15 protein-coding genes and 1 pseudogene are annotated in these 17,621 nt (G+C 73.2%); 5 read left to right on the top strand and 11 right to left on the bottom strand.

Annotated elements, in window-relative coordinates; translation table 11 throughout:
- Positions 1–145: 145 nt before the first annotated feature.
- Entirely contained in the window at positions 146–949 is an 804-nt protein-coding gene (locus AB0C99_RS18385) for a VOC family protein (protein ID WP_362476039.1), read from the bottom strand.
- A 239-nt stretch (positions 950–1,188) separates the two neighbouring features.
- On the opposite strand from AB0C99_RS18385, the gene AB0C99_RS18380 reads away from it, so the two are divergent.
- Positions 1,189–1,836: a TetR family transcriptional regulator gene (locus tag AB0C99_RS18380; protein WP_362476037.1), complete on the top strand. Its 648-nt coding sequence runs from the start codon at positions 1,189–1,191 to the stop codon at positions 1,834–1,836.
- Between the two features lie 121 nt (positions 1,837–1,957).
- Here AB0C99_RS18380 and AB0C99_RS18375 read toward each other — a convergent pair whose 3' ends face one another.
- Complete coding sequence (locus AB0C99_RS18375; RefSeq protein WP_362476035.1) at positions 1,958–2,452, bottom strand: nitroreductase family deazaflavin-dependent oxidoreductase; 495 nt, start codon at positions 2,450–2,452, stop codon at positions 1,958–1,960.
- The gene (locus tag AB0C99_RS18370) at positions 2,453–3,784 is read right to left on the bottom strand and encodes an acyl-CoA dehydrogenase family protein (RefSeq protein WP_362476033.1); all 1,332 of its coding nucleotides are present in this window, start codon (positions 3,782–3,784) and stop codon (positions 2,453–2,455) included.
- A 117-nt stretch (positions 3,785–3,901) separates the two neighbouring features.
- Between AB0C99_RS18370 and AB0C99_RS18365 the strand changes: the two genes are divergently transcribed.
- The gene (locus AB0C99_RS18365) at positions 3,902–5,074 is read left to right on the top strand and encodes an acetyl-CoA acetyltransferase (protein ID WP_362476031.1); all 1,173 of its coding nucleotides are present in this window, start codon (positions 3,902–3,904) and stop codon (positions 5,072–5,074) included.
- Positions 5,075–5,296: 222 nt separating this feature from the next.
- On the top strand, positions 5,297–8,632 hold the full coding sequence (locus tag AB0C99_RS18360; protein ID WP_362476029.1) for a FlgD immunoglobulin-like domain containing protein: 3,336 nt from the start codon (positions 5,297–5,299) through the stop codon (positions 8,630–8,632).
- Positions 8,633–8,681: 49 nt separating this feature from the next.
- On the opposite strand, the gene AB0C99_RS18355 is transcribed toward AB0C99_RS18360, so the two are convergent.
- The 4 genes from AB0C99_RS18355 to AB0C99_RS18340 all read right to left on the bottom strand — a co-directional run bounded on the left by AB0C99_RS18355 (position 8,682) and on the right by AB0C99_RS18340 (position 13,147).
- A complete protein-coding gene (locus AB0C99_RS18355) occupies positions 8,682–10,514 on the bottom strand; it encodes an AMP-dependent synthetase/ligase (RefSeq protein ID WP_362476104.1) in 1,833 nt (610 codons plus the stop codon).
- 145 nt (positions 10,515–10,659) lie between these two features.
- Positions 10,660–11,451: an ABC transporter permease gene (locus AB0C99_RS18350; protein WP_362476027.1), complete on the bottom strand. Its 792-nt coding sequence runs from the start codon at positions 11,449–11,451 to the stop codon at positions 10,660–10,662.
- Positions 11,448–12,437, bottom strand: a complete 990-nt coding sequence (locus AB0C99_RS18345; RefSeq protein ID WP_362476026.1) for an ATP-binding cassette domain-containing protein — start codon at positions 12,435–12,437, stop codon at positions 11,448–11,450. Before AB0C99_RS18345 ends, AB0C99_RS18350 begins: the two co-directional genes overlap by 4 nt.
- Positions 12,438–12,475: 38 nt before the next feature.
- The gene (locus tag AB0C99_RS18340) at positions 12,476–13,147 is read right to left on the bottom strand and encodes a DUF4097 family beta strand repeat-containing protein (protein WP_362476024.1); all 672 of its coding nucleotides are present in this window, start codon (positions 13,145–13,147) and stop codon (positions 12,476–12,478) included.
- Positions 13,148–13,432: 285 nt separating this feature from the next.
- Between AB0C99_RS18340 and AB0C99_RS18335 the strand changes: the two genes are divergently transcribed.
- Complete coding sequence (locus tag AB0C99_RS18335; protein ID WP_362476022.1) at positions 13,433–14,212, top strand: helix-turn-helix domain-containing protein; 780 nt, start codon at positions 13,433–13,435, stop codon at positions 14,210–14,212.
- Positions 14,213–14,279: 67 nt separating this feature from the next.
- Here the strand turns inward: AB0C99_RS18335 and AB0C99_RS18330 are convergent, their stop codons facing one another.
- From AB0C99_RS18330 to AB0C99_RS18315, 4 genes and pseudogenes are all read right to left on the bottom strand, one after another.
- Positions 14,280–15,620, bottom strand: coding sequence for a dicarboxylate/amino acid:cation symporter (locus AB0C99_RS18330; protein WP_362476020.1), 1,341 nt, complete (start codon positions 15,618–15,620; stop codon positions 14,280–14,282).
- A gap of 89 nt (positions 15,621–15,709) precedes the next feature.
- Positions 15,710–15,775: pseudogene (locus tag AB0C99_RS18325) on the bottom strand (putative leader peptide); the annotation flags it as partial.
- Positions 15,776–15,982: 207 nt separating this feature from the next.
- Positions 15,983–16,249 carry a DUF4229 domain-containing protein gene (locus tag AB0C99_RS18320; RefSeq protein ID WP_362476018.1) on the bottom strand — a complete coding sequence of 89 codons (267 nt, stop codon included), beginning with the start codon at positions 16,247–16,249 and terminating at the stop codon, positions 15,983–15,985.
- A gap of 93 nt (positions 16,250–16,342) precedes the next feature.
- Positions 16,343–16,909, bottom strand: coding sequence for a hypothetical protein (locus AB0C99_RS18315; protein WP_362476017.1), 567 nt, complete (start codon positions 16,907–16,909; stop codon positions 16,343–16,345).
- Positions 16,910–17,086: 177 nt separating this feature from the next.
- On the opposite strand from AB0C99_RS18315, the gene AB0C99_RS18310 reads away from it, so the two are divergent.
- Complete coding sequence (locus AB0C99_RS18310; RefSeq protein WP_362476015.1) at positions 17,087–17,620, top strand: GNAT family N-acetyltransferase; 534 nt, start codon at positions 17,087–17,089, stop codon at positions 17,618–17,620.
- Position 17,621 lies beyond the last annotated feature (1 nt).

Raw genomic sequence — 17,621 nt, 5'->3', positions numbered from 1 at the left:
CCGGGCATATCACCGCGCACGCGGGCACGCGGACCGGCGCCCGCGCGGGCGCGTCGGGCGGGGGGTCCGGCGGCGCGTCAGGCGGCGGGTCCGGCGGTGGTCGGGCCCGGATCAGACGGCGGCCAGGCCCGGATCAGGCACCCGGTCAGGCGGCCGGTTCGGCGAGGACGGCGAAGCGGGCGCCCTGGTTGTCGTGGAGGACGGCGATCCGGCCGTGCGGGGTGTCGAAGGGCGGGGTGGCGACCCGGCCGCCGAGCCGGGCGGTGGTGGCGCAGGCCGTGTCGCAGTCGCGGACGGCGAAGTAGGGCAGGACGTGCCCGGGCAGCTCGGCGGGGAAGGCGCCGGTCATCAGGGCCCGGCCGCCGAAGGCGCTGTCGTCGCCGGGGCGGGAGCCGGGCGGGGACCAGACGCGGTAGTCGAAGGCGCCGTCGCGGCCCTCGGCGGCGGGGTCGGCCTGGCGGCCGAGCCAGCCGAAGACGGTGGCGTAGAACGTGTCGACCGCCTCGGGGACCCGGGTGTACACCTCCATCCAGCAGAAGGCGCCGGGCCGGTTCACGGCCTCGAAGCCGTCGTCACCGGCGCCGTCGCCCGGCTGGCGCAGGCCGAAGACGGCGCCGCCGGGGTCCGCGGCGAGCGCCCGGACGCCGGAGCGGCCGACGGGGTAGGGCGCCATGACGAGCTGCCCGCCGGCGGCCTCGATCCGGGCGGCGAGGGCGACGGCGTCGCGGGTGGCGAGGTGGACGGTCCAGGTGGTGGGCATCCGGCCGTCGTGCTTGGCGAGCAGCCCGGCGACCCGGGCGCCGTCGAGGAGGGCGTCGGCGGCGAGGGCGTCGTCGCGGCCGGGGCCGAAGGTCCAGCCGAAGAGCTCGCCGTAGAAGCGCCTGCCCGCTTCGAGGTCGGGGAGCTGCGCGTCCACCCAGCAGGGGGTGCCCTGTGTGAATACGGCCATGGCCCCACGCTAGGGTCCGTCCCCGCGTCCCGCCTGTCCCCCACCCTCCCAAATACGAACATATGTGCGCTTATGGGGTGCGGAGCCCTTGTCCCACAAGGGTTCCGGGGTCGTTGTCCACCGAAGTTGTCCACAGGCTGTTAATAAGCCTATCGGGGACGGAGCCGCCGATCCGGGGCCTGATACCCATTTGCAGTCGGCCGAATCGCGCCCCGATCACCCCTCGGTAAGCTGACGGCATGACAGGACAAGTACGCACCGTCGACGGCCGCGTGGCCGGACGACGCGGCCAGGCGACGCGGCAGAAGCTGCTCGACTGCCTCGGCGAGATGCTCAGCTCCTCGCCCTACCGGGACGTCAAGGTGATCGACGTGGCCCGGAAGGCGGGTACTTCACCCGCGACGTTCTACCAGTACTTCCCTGACGTCGAGGGCGCCGTCCTCGAAATCGCGGAGGAAATGGCCAAGGAAGGCGCGGGACTGACCGAACTGGTCGCCGGCCGCTCCTGGGTCGGCAAGGCCGGCTGGCAGACCTCCGAGGAACTCGTCGAGGGATTCCTGGACTTCTGGCGCAAGCACGACGCGATCCTGCGGGTGGTGGACCTCGGGGCCGCGGAGGGCGACAAGCGCTTCTACAAGATCCGCATGAAGATCCTGAACTCGGTCACCAACTCCCTGACGGACGCGGTGAAGGAGCTCCAGGCGAAGGGCAAGGTCGACAAGGACGTCAGCCCCGCCGCGATGGCGGGCTCCCTGGTGGCGATGCTGGCCTCGGTCGCCGGCCACCAGAAGGGCTTCCAGACCTGGGGCGTGAAGCAGGCCGAACTCAAGCCGAACCTCGCCCTGTTGGTGCACCTGGGGATCACGGGCAAGAAGCCGACGAAGTAGCCCGCACGAGCCCGCGGGGCTCGCCTTCACCCGTCCTGTCGCGCCGGCGGCGGCCCGGAGCTCGTTCCCGTACGAGCCCCGGACCGCCGCCGTCGTCCTGTCGGCGGCGGGTCGGCCCCGGTCAGCCCTGAGGCGGGGCCGCCGGGGTACGGGTCAGCCGGAAGAGCCGGATCTCCCGGTCGATCCGGGCCTGATAGGCCGCGTACGGCGGCCAGAACTCCAGCGCCGCCCGCCAGGCCGCCGCCCGCTCCTCGCCGGTGAGCAGCCGGGCCCGTACGGGGAAGCTCTCGCCGCGCCAGCTCACCTCGGCGTCCGGGTGGGCCAGCAGGTTGCCGGTCCAGGCCGGGTGCCCCGGGCGGCCGAAGTTGGAGCCGACCAGCAGCCAGGTGCCGTCCGCCGGTTCGGGCATGCAGGCCAGCGGGGTGACCCGGGGCTGCCCCGACTTCGCCCCCTTGGCGGTGAGCACCACCCCCGGCAGCATCCGCGCGCTCAGCATCACCTTGCCCCGGGTCAGCCGGTGCACGGCCTTGTCCATGGCCGGGATGAAGTGCGGGGCGACCTTCGCGAAGGTCCGGGTCGACGAGACCTTCTGCATCATCCGCAGTCCGATCGGCATCTAGGCCACCTCTCCGAAGAGTCCGCCGCGTTCGGCGGCGCGGGCGCGCAGCCGGTGCGCGGGGCCGAAGAGGAGCTCGTCGGCCGCCGCGCGCTTGAAGTAGAGATGGGCGTCGTGCTCCCAGGTGACGCCGATGCCGCCGTGCAGCTGCACGGTCTCGGCGGCGGCCGACCGCAGCGCGTCGAGGGCCTGCGCCAGGGCCAGCGCGGGGGCCTCCGGCTCGGCGTCGTCGAGCAGCGCGCAGAGGGTGAGCGAGCGGGCCGACTCGACCTGCACCAGCAGGTCGGCCAGCCGGTGCTTGACCGCCTGGAAGGAGCCGACCGGGCGCCCGAACTGCTCGCGGGTGCCGACGTACTCGACGGTGCGGTCCAGGGCGGCCCGCGCGGCGCCGACCGCCTCGGCCGCGAGCGCGACGGCGACGGTGCGCCCGGCGGCGGCGAGCGCGGCGAGGACGGGGGGCACGGGGGCGGCGGGGGACGCGGAGGACGACCGGGCGGCGGGCCGCCCTGCGGCCGAGGGAGCGGAGGCCCCCGCACCCGCGCCCGTACCCTCCCCGGCGTCCCCGCCCTCCCCGGCCCCCCGTCCCGCCTCCGCCGGGTCCTCCCACTCCCCCAGCAGCTCCCCGGGCACGTCCCTGAGCTGGACGGTGGCCTGGGAGCGGGTGAGGTCGAGGGCGGGCTGGCGGCGGCGGACCAGGCCGGGGCCCGCGTCGGCCGGGTGGACCAGGAAGAGCAGGGTGCGGCTGCGCGGGAAGCCGCCCGCGTGCGCGGCGACCAGCAGCAGCCCGGCGCTGTGCCCGTCCAGGACGTGCACGGCCTCCCCGTACAGCGACCAGCCCTCGCCCCCGGCGGGCCGGGTGGCCTGGACGCCGCCGGAGCGCCCGCCGCCCGCCCAGGGCTCGGCCGCGTTGTCCCCGGTGAGCCCGAGGGCCAGCGGCAGCGCGCCGCCCGGCACCGCGAGGGCGCAGGTCAGCGAGCCGTCGGCGATCCGGGGCAGGAGTTCGGCGCGCTGCCGCTCCGTGCCGAGGGCGGCGATCAGCGGGGCCGCCAGGACGGCGGTGGCGAGCAGCGGGGAGGGGGCGAGCGCGCGGCCGGTCTCCTCGCAGGCGAGGGCGAGCTCGGCGGGGCCGCAGCCGACTCCCCCGTACTCCTCGGGCAGGGCGAGTCCGGGCAGGCCGAGGGTGCCGGCCATGGTGGCCCAGAGCCCGGTGTCGTACCCCTCGGGGGTGGTGACGGCGGCGCGGATCTCGGCCGGTCCTGCCCGCTTGGCGAGGAGTTCGCGCAGGGTCCTGCGGATCTCCTGCTGCTCTTCGGTGACGGCGGCGGTACGCATGGGGCTCCCCTCCGTAACTGACGGGGCGTCATGTTAGAGCGGTGAGCCCGAGAAACACAGCCCGCGAGGGCGGGCGACCCGGGCCGGATCCAAGAAATCTGATGTACCGTCAGATTCATGCCCACCACTTCAGGGGACCGCCGCCGCGTCGCCGTCGTCGGCATATCCCTCTCCGACTGCGGCCGGGTCGACGAGGCCACGCCGTACGCCCTGCACGCCCAGGCCGCCCGCCGCGCCCTCGCGGACAGCGGACTCGACCGCTCCGTCATCGACGGCCTCGCCTCCGCGGGGCTCGGCACCCTCGCCCCGGTGGAGGTCGCCGAGTACCTGGGGCTGCGGCCCCGCTGGGTGGACTCGACCGCCGTCGGCGGCGCCACCTGGGAGGTGATGGCGGCGCACGCCGCCGACGCCATCGCCGCCGGCCACGCCAACGCGGTGCTGCTGGTCTACGGCTCCACCGCCCGCGCCGACATCAAGGCCCGGCGCCGCACCTCCAACCTCTCCTTCGGCACCCGGGGCCCGCTCCAGTTCGAGGCGCCGTACGGGCACACCCTGATCGCCAAGTACGCGATGGCCGCCCGCCGCCACATGCACGAGTACGGCACGACGCTGGAGCAGCTCGCCGAGGTGGCCGTGCAGGCGCGGGCGAACGCGGCGCTCAACCCGGAGGCGATGTTCCGGGACCCGGTCACCGTCGACGACGTGCTCGGCGGGCCGATGATCGCGGACCCCTTCACCAAGCTGCACTGCTGCATCCGCAGCGACGGCGGCTGCGCGGTGCTGCTGGCCGCCGAGGAGTACGTGCCGGACACCGCGAAGGCCCCGGTGTGGATCCTCGGCACCGGCGAGCACGTCTCGCACACCACGATGTCGGAGTGGGAGGACTTCACCGTCTCCCCGGCGGCGGTCAGCGGGAGGCTGGCCTTCGAGCGGGCCGGTGTCACCCCCGCCGACATCGAACTCGCCGAGATCTACGACGCCTTCACCTACATGACCCTGGTGACCCTGGAGGACCTGGGCTTCTGCGCCAAGGGCGAGGGCGGCGCCTTCTTCCAGGACAAGGAGCGGCGCGAGCGGCTGCCGGTCAACACCGACGGTGGCGGCCTCTCCGCCTGCCACCCGGGGATGCGGGGCCTGTTCCTGCTCGTCGAGGCGGTGCGGCAGCTGCGCGGCGAGGCCCCGGGGCGGCAGGTGCGGCGGCCGGACGGCTCGCTGCCGGAGCTGGCCGTGGCCTCGGGGACGGGGGGCTGGTTCTGCTCCTCGGGGACGGTGGTGCTGGGGCGGGGCTGAGCCCCTTCGACTGAGCCGCCCCCGTACGCGCAGCACGCCGAGGGGGCGGCGCGCAAGAGGCTCCGTACCTACTGAACCCGTTCGAAACGCTCTTCTTCGCTTCCGGCGGCGCTGTTACGATCATGCAATCGGACGGGAAGAGCCTGAGGGGGCCGCGCGGCACACGCGCGGAACGACGGCCACCCGTCCCCGCCCGACCGGGCTTCACGGAGGGGACCTCTCTTGACCACACGCGCCCGCGTGCGCTCGCGCCGCACGCTCGCCGCCGCCACCGCCCTCGGCATCACGGCCGGACTCGCCGCCGCGACCGCGCCGGCCGCCCTGGCCGCCGACGCACCCGCCGCCCCCGCCGCCGACGAGGTCGTCCTCCCGAACCCGGGGGCGTTCGCGCCGCGCTCCGCGACCGTGTACCACGCGGGACCCACGGGCTACGCGTACGGCGAGGTCGGCACGGCCGGGCTGTTCTGGACCGACGCCGCCACGGGGACCTCCACCCCGGTGCCCACCGCCGCCCAGTACGGCCACTCCGGCCTCTACCTCGACCCCGCCGTCAAGCCCGGCACCATCGTGGACCTCGCGACCGGCGCCCGGACCCCGGTGACGGTGCCCGATGGGGACATCTTCTTCGGCGCGTACACCTCCGACGGCTGGCTCACCCGCACCGACAAGGACGGCGTCACCACCGCGCTCACGCTGACCCGAGTCAAGGACGGCACCGCCACCGCGACACCGGTCACCGGGATCACGGCGGACACGGGCATGCTCGCCTTGTTCGGCACCGCCACCCAGGACGCCAGGGGCGCCCTGCTGCGCGCCCGGGGCAGCGCCGTCCGCTACTACCTGGACTACGCGAGCGCCACCCTGACCGCGCTGCCCAAGGGCTTCGAGAGCGCCACCCAGCTCCGGCTCTCGGGGGACCACGTCCTCGGCTGGTCGCCCTCCGGCAACACCCTCACCACGGTGCCCCGCGCGGACGCCTCGGCCACCCCGGTGACGACGGTCGCCCCGGACCACGACCCCCTGTACGCCACCTCCTTCGCCGTGGTCGGCGGCCAGGCGCTGTTCGTCCGCAACACCCCGTCCTACGACGACCGAGGCGTGCTGCGCCAGAAGCTCCGGTCCGTGCCGCTCGGCGGCGGCCCGGCGACGGACGTCCTGCCCGCCGCGACGACCTTCCTCACCTACGGGACGGACGGCGGCGTCCTGGCCGTCGGCGGCTCCAGCGCCAAGGACTGGGCGGTCCACCGGATCACCGCCGCCGGAGACGGCACGCTCCGCACGGCCACCGTGCGCACGGTGGCCCCGATGCCCGCGGTCTACAGCGGCATCGCGCTCGGCGGCGGCCGGCTGAGCTACCTCGCCGACGCCGCCCGGGGCAGCAGCCCCTCGCTGTTCGACGTGGACACCGCCGCGACCGGCACCCCCTCGGCGACCGCGCCCAAGCTGCGCCAGCGACTCATGAGCGCCCCGCTCGGCCTGCGCTCGCTCGGCGACGGCGAGAGCGTCTTCGGCGCGGGCAGTTGGGTCCAGGCGCCCACCACCGAGAACTCCTTCCGCTCCGCGCACCTGCCCGCCACGGCCACGGTCGAGGACGCCGCCGGCCGCTACGTGCTGGCCAGGAACGGCGCCACGAGGTACGTCGCCGACCTCGACGTCACCAACGTCAACGACCCCGAGGTCCCGTACACCCTCACCGGCCCCGCCGCCCTCTGGGCCGACCAGGTGTGGAAGCCCGGCCCCGCCAAGGGCACGGTCAACTCCTACAACCTGACGACCAAGGCGACCTCCGCCGCCGTGAACATCGGCTCCGGCTGCACCCCCTCCGAGCTCCAGGCCGTCGGCCGCTGGCTCTACTGGGCCTGCTCGGCGGAGGCGAAGGCCGGCGTCTACGACCGGACCGCCAAGAAGAACGTCCCCGTCGCCTTCGGCATGTCGCTGCTCGGCGACGGCTTCGTGGTCCGCCACGACACCGTCGCCCGCAAGCTGCTGCTGACCGACGCGACGACCGGCACGACCTCGGACCTCGCCGAGGTCCCCGCCTGGGCAGACGCCGACGAGCGCGGCACCTCCTGGACCGTCGACAAGTTCGGCGCCAACGTCGCCTTCGTCGACGCCCAGCGGGCCGTCCACGTCAAGCGGGTGCCCGTGGCCCCCCAGCCGCTCACCCTGCTCGACACCCACTCCGCCCAGTACGACGGCGGCACCACCCAGCTGCGCTGGCGCGCCTCCCGGGCCGTCGGCGCCTGGACCGTCGAGATCAAGAACGCGAGCGGCAAGACCGTCCGCACCTACCGCGGCACCACCGGCAACGGAGCCGGTGTCGCGGTCGACTGGGACAGCCGCGACGACCTCGGCCGAGGCGTCGAGGACGGCCAGTACACGTACCACCTGACCGCGAAGCCCGCGAACGGCTCCGGCGCCGACCTCCGTGCCAACGGCACCCTGTGGGCCTTCGACGTCGGCGTCACCAGCCTCCCCGGCACCTACCACCCCGTCGCCCCCACCCGCCTCATGGACACCCGCTCCGGCCTCGGCGTCCCGAAGGGCAAGGTGGGCGCCGACAAGACGGTCACCCTCCAGGTCACCGGCACCGCCCCGGTCCCGGCCACCGGCGTGACCTCGGTCGTCCTCAACGTCACCGCGACCGACGCGACCGCGGGCAGCTTCGTCTCCGCCTACCCCTCGGGCACCCGGCGGACCTCCGCCTCGAACCTCAACTTCACGGCGGGCCAGACCAGCGCCAACCTGGTCACCCTGCCCGTCGTCGACGGCAAGGTGCACTTCTACAACCGCTCCGGCTCGGTGAACCTGCTCGCCGACGTGGCCGGTTACTACACCGAGGGCACCGGCGGCTCGGCCTACCAGCCCGTCACGCCCAAGCGGCTCATGGACACCCGTGACGGCACCGGCGTCGCGAAGGGCAAGGTCGGCGCGGGCGGCACCGTCACGCTGCCCGTCACCGAGCCGGACGTCACCGCCGTGGCCCTCAACGTCACCGCCACCAACCCGACCGCGACGAGCTTCGTCTCCGTCTACCCGGCCGGCACCGCCCGCCCCTCGGCGTCGAACCTCAACTTCACCGCCGGGAAGACCGTCCCCAACCTGGTCATCGTCCCGGTCCAGGACGGCAAGATCACCTTCTACAACCGCGCGGGCACGGTGGACCTCCTCGCCGACGTCGCCGGCTACTACAAGAAGGGCGTCGGCTCGGTCTTCACCGGTTCGCAGCCCCGCCGCCTGCTCGACACCCGCGACGGCACCGGTCTCGGCGGCACGCCCGCCAAGGTCGGCGCGGGCAAGACCGTGAGTCTGTCCGTAGGCTCCCGGTACTCCGCCGTGGTCCTGAACATCACCGTCACCAACCCCACCGCGGCCGGCTTCGTCTCCGCCTACCCGTACGGCGCCGCCCGCCCGTCCGTCTCGAACCTCAACTTCACGGCCGGCCAGACCGTCCCGAACCTGGTCGTCGTCCCCGTGAAGGACGGCCAGATCACCCTCTACAACCACACCGGCAGCGTCGACCTCATCGCCGACCTCGCCGGGTACTACATCGGCTGACCCACCGGCTGACGCCGACGAACGCCGTACGGAACGCCCCGGGCCCCCCTCAAGGGACCCGGGGCGTTCCGTACATCTCCTCGATCTCCCGGGCGAAGTCCCGCAGCACCGCCCCCCGCCGCAGCTTCAGCGAGGGGGTGAGGTGCCCGCCCGCCTCGGTCCACTCCCGGGTCAGCACCCGGAAGGCGCGGATCGACTCGGCCCGCGACACCAGCCGGTTGGCCTCGTCGACGGCGCGCTGGACCAGGGCGGTGATCTCCTCGTCGCCGGCCAGCTCCCACAGGGCGAGGTGGTCCTTGCGGCGCATGTGCCGCCAGTGCAGCAGCCCCTCGTGGTCGAGGGTGACGAGCGCGGTGACGTACGGGCGGCCCTCGCCGACCACCATGCACTGGGCGACCAGCGGGTGGGCGCGCAGCCAGTCCTCCAGCGGGCCGGGGGCCACGTTCTTCCCGGTGGAGGTCACGATGACGTCCTTCTTGCGGCCGGTGATCCGCAGCCGCCCCGCCTCGTCCAGGGCGCCCAGGTCGCCGGTGGGGAACCAGCCCCGGTCGGTGTACGGCAGGGCGACCCCGCGCCGGGAGTCCCAGTAACCGGCGAAGACGTGCCCGCCCTTGACCCAGATCTCCCCGTCGTCGGCGATCCGCACGGCGGTGCCGGGCAGCGGGGCGCCCACGCTGCCGGGGCAGGGGGCGCCGAGCGGGGTGACGGTGGCGGCGGCGGTGGTCTCCGTCAGGCCGTACCCCTCGCAGACCTCGACCCCGGCCCCGGCGAAGAAGGCGGCGAGCCGCGCGCCCAGCGCCGAGCCGCCGCTCACCACGTGCCGGACCCGCCCGCCGAGCGCGGCCCTGATCCGGCGGTAGACCAGCGGCTCGTAGAGGGCGTGGGCGGCGCGCACGGCCAGCGGGGGGCTGCCCTGTCCGTACCGCTCGGCGGTCCGGGCGGCGCGGTCGAAGGAGGCGGCGCGGCCCGCGCGTTCGGCGGTGGCGCGGGCGGTGTGGAAGACCTTCTCCAGGACGTACGGGATGGCGAGGAGGAAGGTCGGGCGGAACGAGGCCAGATCGGCGAGGAGTTCGTCGCTCTCGACGGACGGGCAGTGGCCGACCGTCACCCGGGCCCGGACGCAGCCGATGGCGACCACGCGGCCGAAGACGTGGGCGAGCGGCAGGAAGAGCAGGGTGGCGGCGGCTTCGCCGGTGGCCGCCTTGAAGACGGGGTGGAGCAGGGCGACGGCGTTGTCGGTCTCGGCGAGGAAGTTGCCGTGGGTGAGCGCGCAGCCCTTGGGGCGGCCGGTGGTGCCGGAGGTGTAGACGAGGGTGGCGAGGGTCTCGGGGGTGAGCAGTCCGCGCCGGGCGGTGACGGCCTCGTCGGGGACGTGCGCCCCGGCCTTGCGGAGCTGGTCGACGGCGCCGGTGTCGAGCACCCAGAGCTGGGCCAGGGCGGGGAGTCCGCGCCGTTCGGCGGAGACCAGCCGGGCCTGGGCGGTGTCCTCGACGACGCAGGCGGCGGCGCCGGAGTCCGCCAGGATCCAGCGGGTCTGGTGGGCCGAGGAGGTGGGGTAGACCGGGACGGTGACGAGTCCGGCGGCCCAGGCGGCGAAGTCGATCAGGGTCCACTCGTAGCGGGTGCGGGCCATCAGGGCGAGCCGGTCGCCGGGCCGCAGCCCCTGGGCGATGAGGCCCTTGGCGACGGAGTGCACCTCGGCCGCGAAGGCCGAGGCGGTCACGTCGGCCCAGGATCCGTCGGGCCGCTTGCGGGCGAAGAGCACGGCCGCCGGTTCCTCGCGGGCGGTGGTGTACGGCAGGTCGGCGAGCGAGCCGCGCCGTACGGGCGGTACGAGGGCGGGGACGGACGCCTCGCGTACGGTCCCGTCGACGCGGACCAGCGTGGGGGCCGGCGGGCCCGGCGGACCGGGCGGGGCGGGCGGCGACTGGGGGGCGGGCACGTGCGGCTCCTCGCGCGTCGAGAACCGGTCGGTAACCTTACTTCCGAGTAAATCTAGGGTGTGGCAAGGGATTTGGACAGCTCCCCTACCGCGGGTCCTGGTTGAACCGGGCGGTCGCCCAGACGTAGCCGAGGACCGTCAGGCCCACGCACCAGCCCGCCGCGAGCCAGCCGTTCGCGCCGATCTCGCCGCCGAGCAGCAGCCCGCGCAGGGTCTCGATGGCGGGGGTGAAGGGCTGGTACTCGGCGATCGGGCGGAACCAGCCGGGCATCGAGTCGACCGGGGTGAAGGCGCTGGACAGCAGCGGCAGCAGGATCAGCGGCATCGCGTTGTTGCTGGCCGCCTCGGCGTTGGGGCTGACCAGGCCCATGCCGACCGCGATCCAGGTCAGCGCGAGGGAGAACAGGACCAGCAGCCCCAGGGCGGCCAGCCACTCCAGGGCGGTGGCGTCCACGGACCGGAAGCCGAGGGCCACGGCGACGGCGCCGACCAGGACCACGCTCGCCACCGACTGGAGCACGCTGCCGACGACATGGCCGACCAGCACGGACGGCCGGTGGATGGCCATGGTGCGGAAGCGGGCGATGATCCCCTCGCTCATGTCGTTGGAGACGGAGACCGCGGTGCCGATCGTGGTGCTGCCGATGGTCATCAGGAGCAGCCCGGGGACGAGGTAGGCGAGGTACGCGGAGCGGTCCGGGACGCCGCCGGTCAGGCCCGCGCTCATCGCGTCCCCGAAGATGTAGACGAAGAGCAGCAGCAGCATGATCGGCGTCAGCAGCAGGTTGAGCGTCAGCGACGGATAGCGGCGCGCGTGCAGCAGGTTGCGGCGCAGCATCGTGGCCGAGTCGCGCACGGCGAGGGAGAGGGAGCTCATCGGACGTCCTCCTCGGACGGGGCGGGGCGGGTGGCGGTGGTGGCGGGGGCCGGAACGGCGGCGGGGGCGGTGAGGGCGAAGAACACGTCGTCGAGGTCGGGGGTGTGCACGGTCAGCTCGTCCGCCTCGATGCCGGCGGCGTCCAGCCGGTCGAGCAGCAGGCGCAGGGCGCGCTGGCTGCCGTCGCTGGGCACCCGGAGGGTCAGCGACTCCTCGTCGCGGACGGCCCCGTCGAGGACGAGGGCGGCGGTCCGGTGGAGCGCCGGGTCGGTGAAGCGGAGCCGGACGTGCCCGCCCGGGATGAGCCGCTTGAGCTCCTCGGCGCTGCCCTCGGCGGCGATCCGGCCGTCGTGCAGGACCGCGATCCGGTCGGCGAGCTCGTCGGCCTCCTCCAGGTACTGGGTGGTGAGGAAGACGGTGACGCCGTCGGCGACGAGCCCGCGGATAATCTGCCACATGGTGTGCCGGGAGCGCGGGTCGAGCCCGGTCGTCGGCTCGTCGAGGAAGATGATCCGCGGGTCGCCGACCAGGGTCATCGCGATGTCCAGGCGCCGCTTCATGCCGCCGGAGTAGGTGGCGGCGGGCTTCTTCGCCGCCTCGGTGAGGTCGAAGCGCTCCAGGAGGTCCGCCGCGACCCGGCGGCCCTCGCTCCGGGAGAGGTGGTGCAGGTCGGCCATCAGGAGCATGTTCTCCTCGCCGGTGATCAGCCCGTCGACGGCGGAGAACTGCCCGGTGACGCCGATCGCGGCGCGCACCTTCTGGGGGGCGGCGGCCAGGTCGTGGCCGCCGATCCGGACCGGCCCGCTGCCGGGTCCGGCGGAGATCAGGGTGGAGAGGATCTTGACGGCGGTGGTCTTGCCCGCGCCGTTCTGGCCGAGCAGGGAGAAGACGGTGCCGGCCGGGACGGCCAGGTCGACGCCGTCGAGGACGAGCTTGTCCCCGTAGGACTTGCGCAGGCCCTGCGCCGCGATGGCGAGGTCGCTCATGGGTGGTGCTCCTTCGGTCTCTCGGGAGGCGGGCGGGGTCAGTTGCTGCGGGCGGTGATGTCGCCGTAGGAGGTGGTGGCGCGGACGGTGAGGGCCGCGGCGGCGCCCTCGGCGTTGCGGAAGGAGTTGGCGACGCGGCCGTGGCCGGTGCCGGCGTCGAGCGTGGCGGAGACGCCCGGGGCGGCGCCGATCACCAGGTCGCCGCGCTCGGTGCGCAGCTCGACCGCGCCGCGCACGGCCTCGGTGACGGTGATGTCGCCCTGGCGGGTGCTCAGTTCGGCCGGGCCGGTGAGGCGGCCGACGGTGATGTGCCCGTCCTGGACGCGGATCCGGGCGCTCGCGGCCTCCTCCAGCGCGACCGGGCCCTGGGCGGTCTCCAGGACCACCTCGCCGAGGGGGCCGGTGCCGAGCAGTTCGCCGGCGGCGACCTCGGCGTCGACCCGGGAGCCGGCCGGGAGGTGGACGGTGACCTCGACGGTGCCGGAGGAGCCGAGGAGCTTGCGCTCGGGCTCGGGGGCGGCGACCTGGAGGATCCCGTCGGCGAAGGAGACCTCGACCCGCTCGGCGGCCTTGACGTCCTGGCCCTTGGCGGCGTCGGCCGGGCGGACCTCGACGGTGGTGTCGGCGCGGTCGGCGGCGACGAGGCGCACGCGGCCGGCGGGGATGTGGACGAGGGCGGTGACGGGGGCGGTGGCGGCGAAGCTGCGCATGATGTCTCTCCTGGGCCTCTGGGGCGTTCCGTCGGCGTTTCCGACAACGCAAAAGCTACGTTGCGTTCGAGATCTGGGCAACGACTTCGTTGCGAAGAAAAGCAACAACCGCAGCTCAAGCAAGCAATTTCGTTGCACCGGGAATGGATCTAACGCAACGTCATCGAGGCCACTCGTTGCAATGAATGACCCGCGAACGCTATGCTGGGGCCGACAGAGGGCCCGAAAGAGGGCCCGAGAGAGCCCGAACGGACACCGCAGGGCCGCACACCGAGGGAGACCGTGATGCCGGGAGGCAGACTCACCCAGCAGGAACGTCAGCAGATCGCGCTGGGACTGGGCGACGGCCTCGCCTACGCGGAGATCGCCCGGCGCCTGGACCGCCCCACCTCGACCGTGACCCGCGAGGTCATGCGCAACGGCGGCCCCACCTCCTACCGCGCCGACCTCGCCCAGCGCGCCACCGAGCGCCGCACCCACCAGCGCCGGCAGCCCGCGCCGCGGGGGCGGGCGGAGGCCCCGCGGGCGCACGGGCGCGACCCCGAGGCCGTACGGGAGTACGAGGAGACGTTCACGACCCTGCTCATGGCGCAGGGCCTGCCCAAGATGATGGCCCGGGTGCTGATGGCGCTCTACACCAGCGACTCGGGCAGCCTCACCGCGGCCGAGCTCTCCCGGCACCTCCAGGTCAGCCCGGCGTCGGTGTCGAAGGCCATCACCTTCCTCGACGCCCAGGGCCTCGTCCGGCGCGAGCGCGACGAGCGCCGCCGGGAGCGCTACACGGCCGACAACGACGTCTGGTACCACGGCACCGTGGCGGGCGCCCGCGCCAACCTCCAGCTCGCCGAGACGGCCCGCCAGGGCATCGCCGTCCTCGGCCCGGACACCCCGGCCGCCGCGCGCCTGGAGACCATCGCGCGCTTCGTCGACTTCATCGGCGAGAGCATCATGCGGGCCGCCGAACAGGCCCGCGACATCCTCTACTCACAGCCGGGCACGGGCCCGGCCGCGGACCCGGACCCGGAGGAGCCGCACGGCGAGGACAAGCCCCCCGCACACCCCTGACCGGCGGAAACACGACGAGGCCCGCACCCCCTTCGGGGTACGGGCCTCGTCTCGTGCCGCGGCCGGACTAGGCGGCGGCGGGAACCGCGACCTTCTGCTCCGCCTCGCGCGCGTCGACGAGGTCGTCGACCGGGGAGGCCGAGGCCGAGTTGTACTTGGCGAGGTCGAGGATCTTCTCGCGGGAGGACACGAGCACCGGGACGAGCGCCTGGCCGGCGACGTTGGTGGCGGTGCGGATCATGTCGAGGATCGGGTCGATCGCCATCAGCAGGCCGACGCCCTCCAGCGGGAGGCCGAGGGTGGAGAGGGTCAGGGTCAGCATGACCGTCGCGCCGGTGAGACCGGCGGTGGCCGCCGAGCCGATGACCGAGACGAAGGCGATCAGCAGGTACTCCTTGACGCCGAGCTGCACGTCGAAGATCTGCGCGATGAAGATCGCGGCGAGCGCCGGGTAGATCGCGGCGCAGCCGTCCATCTTGGTGGTGGCGCCGAACGGCACGGAGAAGGAGGCGTACTCCTTCGGGACGCCGAGGCGCTCGGTGACCCGCTGGGTGACCGGCATGGTGCCGACCGAGGAGCGGGAGACGAAGGCGAGCTGGATGGCGGGCCAGGCGCCCTTGTAGAACTGCAGCGGGTTGACCTTGGCGACGGTCGCGAGGAGCAGCGGGTAGACGCCGAACATGACCAGGGCGCAGCCGATGTAGACGTCGGCGGTGAAGGTGGCGTACTTGCCGAGCAGGTCCCAGCCGTAGTTCACGATCGCCTTGCCGATGAGACCGGCGGTGCCGATCGGGGCGAGCCGGATGACCCACCACAGGGCCTTCTGGAGCAGCTCCAGGATCGACTCGGAGAGCGACAGGATCGGCTGGGCCTTCGCGCCGAGCTTCAGGGCGGCGATGCCGGCGACGGCGGCCATGAAGACGATCTGGAGGACGTTCAGCTCGGTGAAGGGCGTGATGACGTCCGTCGGGATGATGCCGGTGAGGAAGTCGATCCAGCTGCCCTGGTGCTCGGGGAGCTTGCCGTCCTTCGGCGTGAGGCCGGTGCCCGCGCCGGGGTTGGTGAGCAGGCCGATGGCGAGGCCGATGCCGACCGCGATCAGCGAGGTGATCATGAACCAGAGCAGGGTCTGGGCGGCCAGCCGGGCCGCGTTGTTGACCTTGCGGAGGTTGGTGATGGACACCAGGATCGCGAAGAAGACGAGCGGGGCGACGGCCAGCTTGAGGAGCTGGACGAAGATGCCGCCGACCTGGGTCAGGGTCTCCTTCAGCCAGGAGATGTCCTGGCTGCGGGCGAGCCAGCCGAGCAGGACGCCGATGACGAGACCGGCGACGATCTGGGCCCAGAACGGGACCTTGGGTATGCGGGACTTCGCCACGGGCGCGGACGAGGACGCGGACACGGACACACTCCAGCGGTGCGTATCGGGAAATACGGGGACGGGGGTGCGGCAACCGCGCTCGACGCGCGGACCGCTGCATGATGCCGGGTTCGGACCTAGCGGCAACAGACCGCGGACATACAGCGGCACAGGTCGACATGCAGGCGCGCCACGAGCGGGGTGCTCGCGGCATGGAGGTGGCGCACTGCTGTCTTCATGTCGAACACGTTAACACTTGAACTTTGAGATCCTCAAAGGGGTTCTTTGGGGTAAGCGCGCCCCGGATCCCTTGGAAACACAGAAAACCCCAGGCAGGAGCCTTGGAAGCTCCCGCCCGGGGCGAGGATGTGAGGTACCTTACGCGGCTCTTATGCCGCGCGGGGCACGGGTCAGAGCGCGTCCTCCTGGGACCGGTTGGCCGCGAGGCGGGCCTTGCCGCGGTCGACCTTCTCGACGATCTCGGCGCTCGCCTCGTCGCGGACCTTGCGCAGCAGCACGAAGCTCAGCGGGGCGGAGACGACCACCGCGAGCAGCAGGACCCACAGCAGGTTGGAGTCGCCGAGGCCGCGCGGCAGGACGCCGACGTAGACCAGGCCCCAGAGCGCGAGGAAGCTGCCGGCGAAGATGCCGAGGCGCATCAGGGTGTAGCGGAGCATGAATGTTCCCTCCCATACCGGACGAGCGTCCCTCCAGTGAAGCACGGGGAGGGACGCTCGTCGGGACCGGGGTCAGGTGTGGACCGGTGCGGCTCAGATCAGCCAGCGGTGCTCGCGGACCAGGCGCTGCTGGGCCCACCAGCCGCCGAGGCCGTAGTAGCTCCCCGCGCCGGTGGCGGCGGTGATGAGCAGGACCAGGGCGATCATCCAGTGGTCGTCCATGAAGGGGTTGCTGCCGGGCCAGAGGGTGACCAGCCACATGAAGCCCATCATCAGCGTTCCCGAGACGGCGGCGACGCGCATCCCGATGCCGAGGATCATCGCGAGGCCGACGCCGAGCAGGCCGAGCATGAAGAGGGTGTCCAGCCACCAGGCGCCGGCGACCGAGTCGAAGACGTGGGCGAAGGGGCCCTGGGTGCCGTGCAGCAGGAAGCCCTCGGTGGGGTGCCCGCCGTTGATCCAGGCACCGGCCGACGGGGTCGACTTGCCGAGGCCGAACGCCTTGTCCAGGAACGGCCACAGGAAGTAGAAGCCGACGAGGACGCGGGCGGTGGCGAGCAGCGCGCGGGTCGGGCCCGAGCGGACGAGCACGTCGTCCTGGCTTCCCGGTCGGCCGGCGGTGCCGCGGACAGTGTGACGTTCCGGCGTGTGGACAGCCATGACTACAGCCCTTCTTCCCTGTTCAGGGGCCCCGGAGCGGAGCTCGTGAATACATTCACAAACTACTCCGCCCCTTATCCGGCGCCGACGGGCGAACGTCCCGAATCGGACGTACGAAGGTCAGAAGTCCTTGAGCGCTCTACTAAGCACGGGATAAGTAAGGGATACTCTGCGCTCATGAGCCTTACTTTCGACATGGACCCCGCCGTCGGGCCCGAGCTCCGCGACGAGGTGCTCGCCCTCTGGGCGGACGTCTCCAACGCGGGCGGCTCGGTCGGCTTCGTGCCGCCCGTGACCCCGGAGGACATCCGGCCCGCGCTGCTGAACCACCTGACCGGGATGGCGCGGGGCACCACCCGGCTGCTGGTCGGCCGCGACGCGGCCGGGAAGGTCGCCGCGACCGCCTTCTTCACGCACAACAGCCACCCCCTGATGACGCACTGGGTGTGGCTGTACACGGTGATGGTGCACCCCCGGCACCAGGGCCGGGGGTACGGGCGCGAGCTGATGGCCGCCGTCGAGCACACGGCCCGCACCGCCGAGGGCTTCGGGCACGTCGAGGCGATCCGGCTCACCTGCCGGGGCGGCATGGGGCTCGAAGCCTTCTACGCGCGCGCCGGCTACAAGGAGGTGGGCCGCGTCCCGGGCGCCATCCGGGTGGCCCCGGGCGACGACCGCGACGACGTCGTCATGCTGCTGCCGCTGGGCTGAG

This window comes from Streptomyces sp. NPDC048659, from assembly GCF_040650575.1.
GTDB lineage: Bacteria > Actinomycetota > Actinomycetes > Streptomycetales > Streptomycetaceae > Streptomyces.
Note: the sequence above shows the minus strand (reverse complement) of the source record. Positions and strands in the feature narration are given on the sequence as shown.

What these genes read in the sequence shown, in the direction of transcription:
- AB0C99_RS18340 (WP_362476024.1), bottom strand. Translation starts at nt 13,147, where the DNA reads ATGCGCAGCTTCGCCGCCACCGCCCCCGTCACCGCCCTCGTCCACATC.
- AB0C99_RS18380 (WP_362476037.1), top strand. Translation starts at nt 1,189, where the DNA reads ATGACAGGACAAGTACGCACCGTCGACGGCCGCGTGGCCGGACGACGC.
- AB0C99_RS18365 (WP_362476031.1), top strand. Translation starts at nt 3,902, where the DNA reads ATGCCCACCACTTCAGGGGACCGCCGCCGCGTCGCCGTCGTCGGCATA.
- AB0C99_RS18370 (WP_362476033.1), bottom strand. Translation starts at nt 3,784, where the DNA reads ATGCGTACCGCCGCCGTCACCGAAGAGCAGCAGGAGATCCGCAGGACC.
- AB0C99_RS18310 (WP_362476015.1), top strand. Translation starts at nt 17,087, where the DNA reads ATGAGCCTTACTTTCGACATGGACCCCGCCGTCGGGCCCGAGCTCCGC.
- AB0C99_RS18385 (WP_362476039.1), bottom strand. Translation starts at nt 949, where the DNA reads ATGGCCGTATTCACACAGGGCACCCCCTGCTGGGTGGACGCGCAGCTC.
- AB0C99_RS18320 (WP_362476018.1), bottom strand. Translation starts at nt 16,249, where the DNA reads ATGCTCCGCTACACCCTGATGCGCCTCGGCATCTTCGCCGGCAGCTTC.
- AB0C99_RS18350 (WP_362476027.1), bottom strand. Translation starts at nt 11,451, where the DNA reads ATGAGCTCCCTCTCCCTCGCCGTGCGCGACTCGGCCACGATGCTGCGC.
- AB0C99_RS18345 (WP_362476026.1), bottom strand. Translation starts at nt 12,437, where the DNA reads ATGAGCGACCTCGCCATCGCGGCGCAGGGCCTGCGCAAGTCCTACGGG.
- AB0C99_RS18335 (WP_362476022.1), top strand. Translation starts at nt 13,433, where the DNA reads ATGCCGGGAGGCAGACTCACCCAGCAGGAACGTCAGCAGATCGCGCTG.
- AB0C99_RS18375 (WP_362476035.1), bottom strand. Translation starts at nt 2,452, where the DNA reads ATGCCGATCGGACTGCGGATGATGCAGAAGGTCTCGTCGACCCGGACC.
- AB0C99_RS18315 (WP_362476017.1), bottom strand. Translation starts at nt 16,909, where the DNA reads ATGGCTGTCCACACGCCGGAACGTCACACTGTCCGCGGCACCGCCGGC.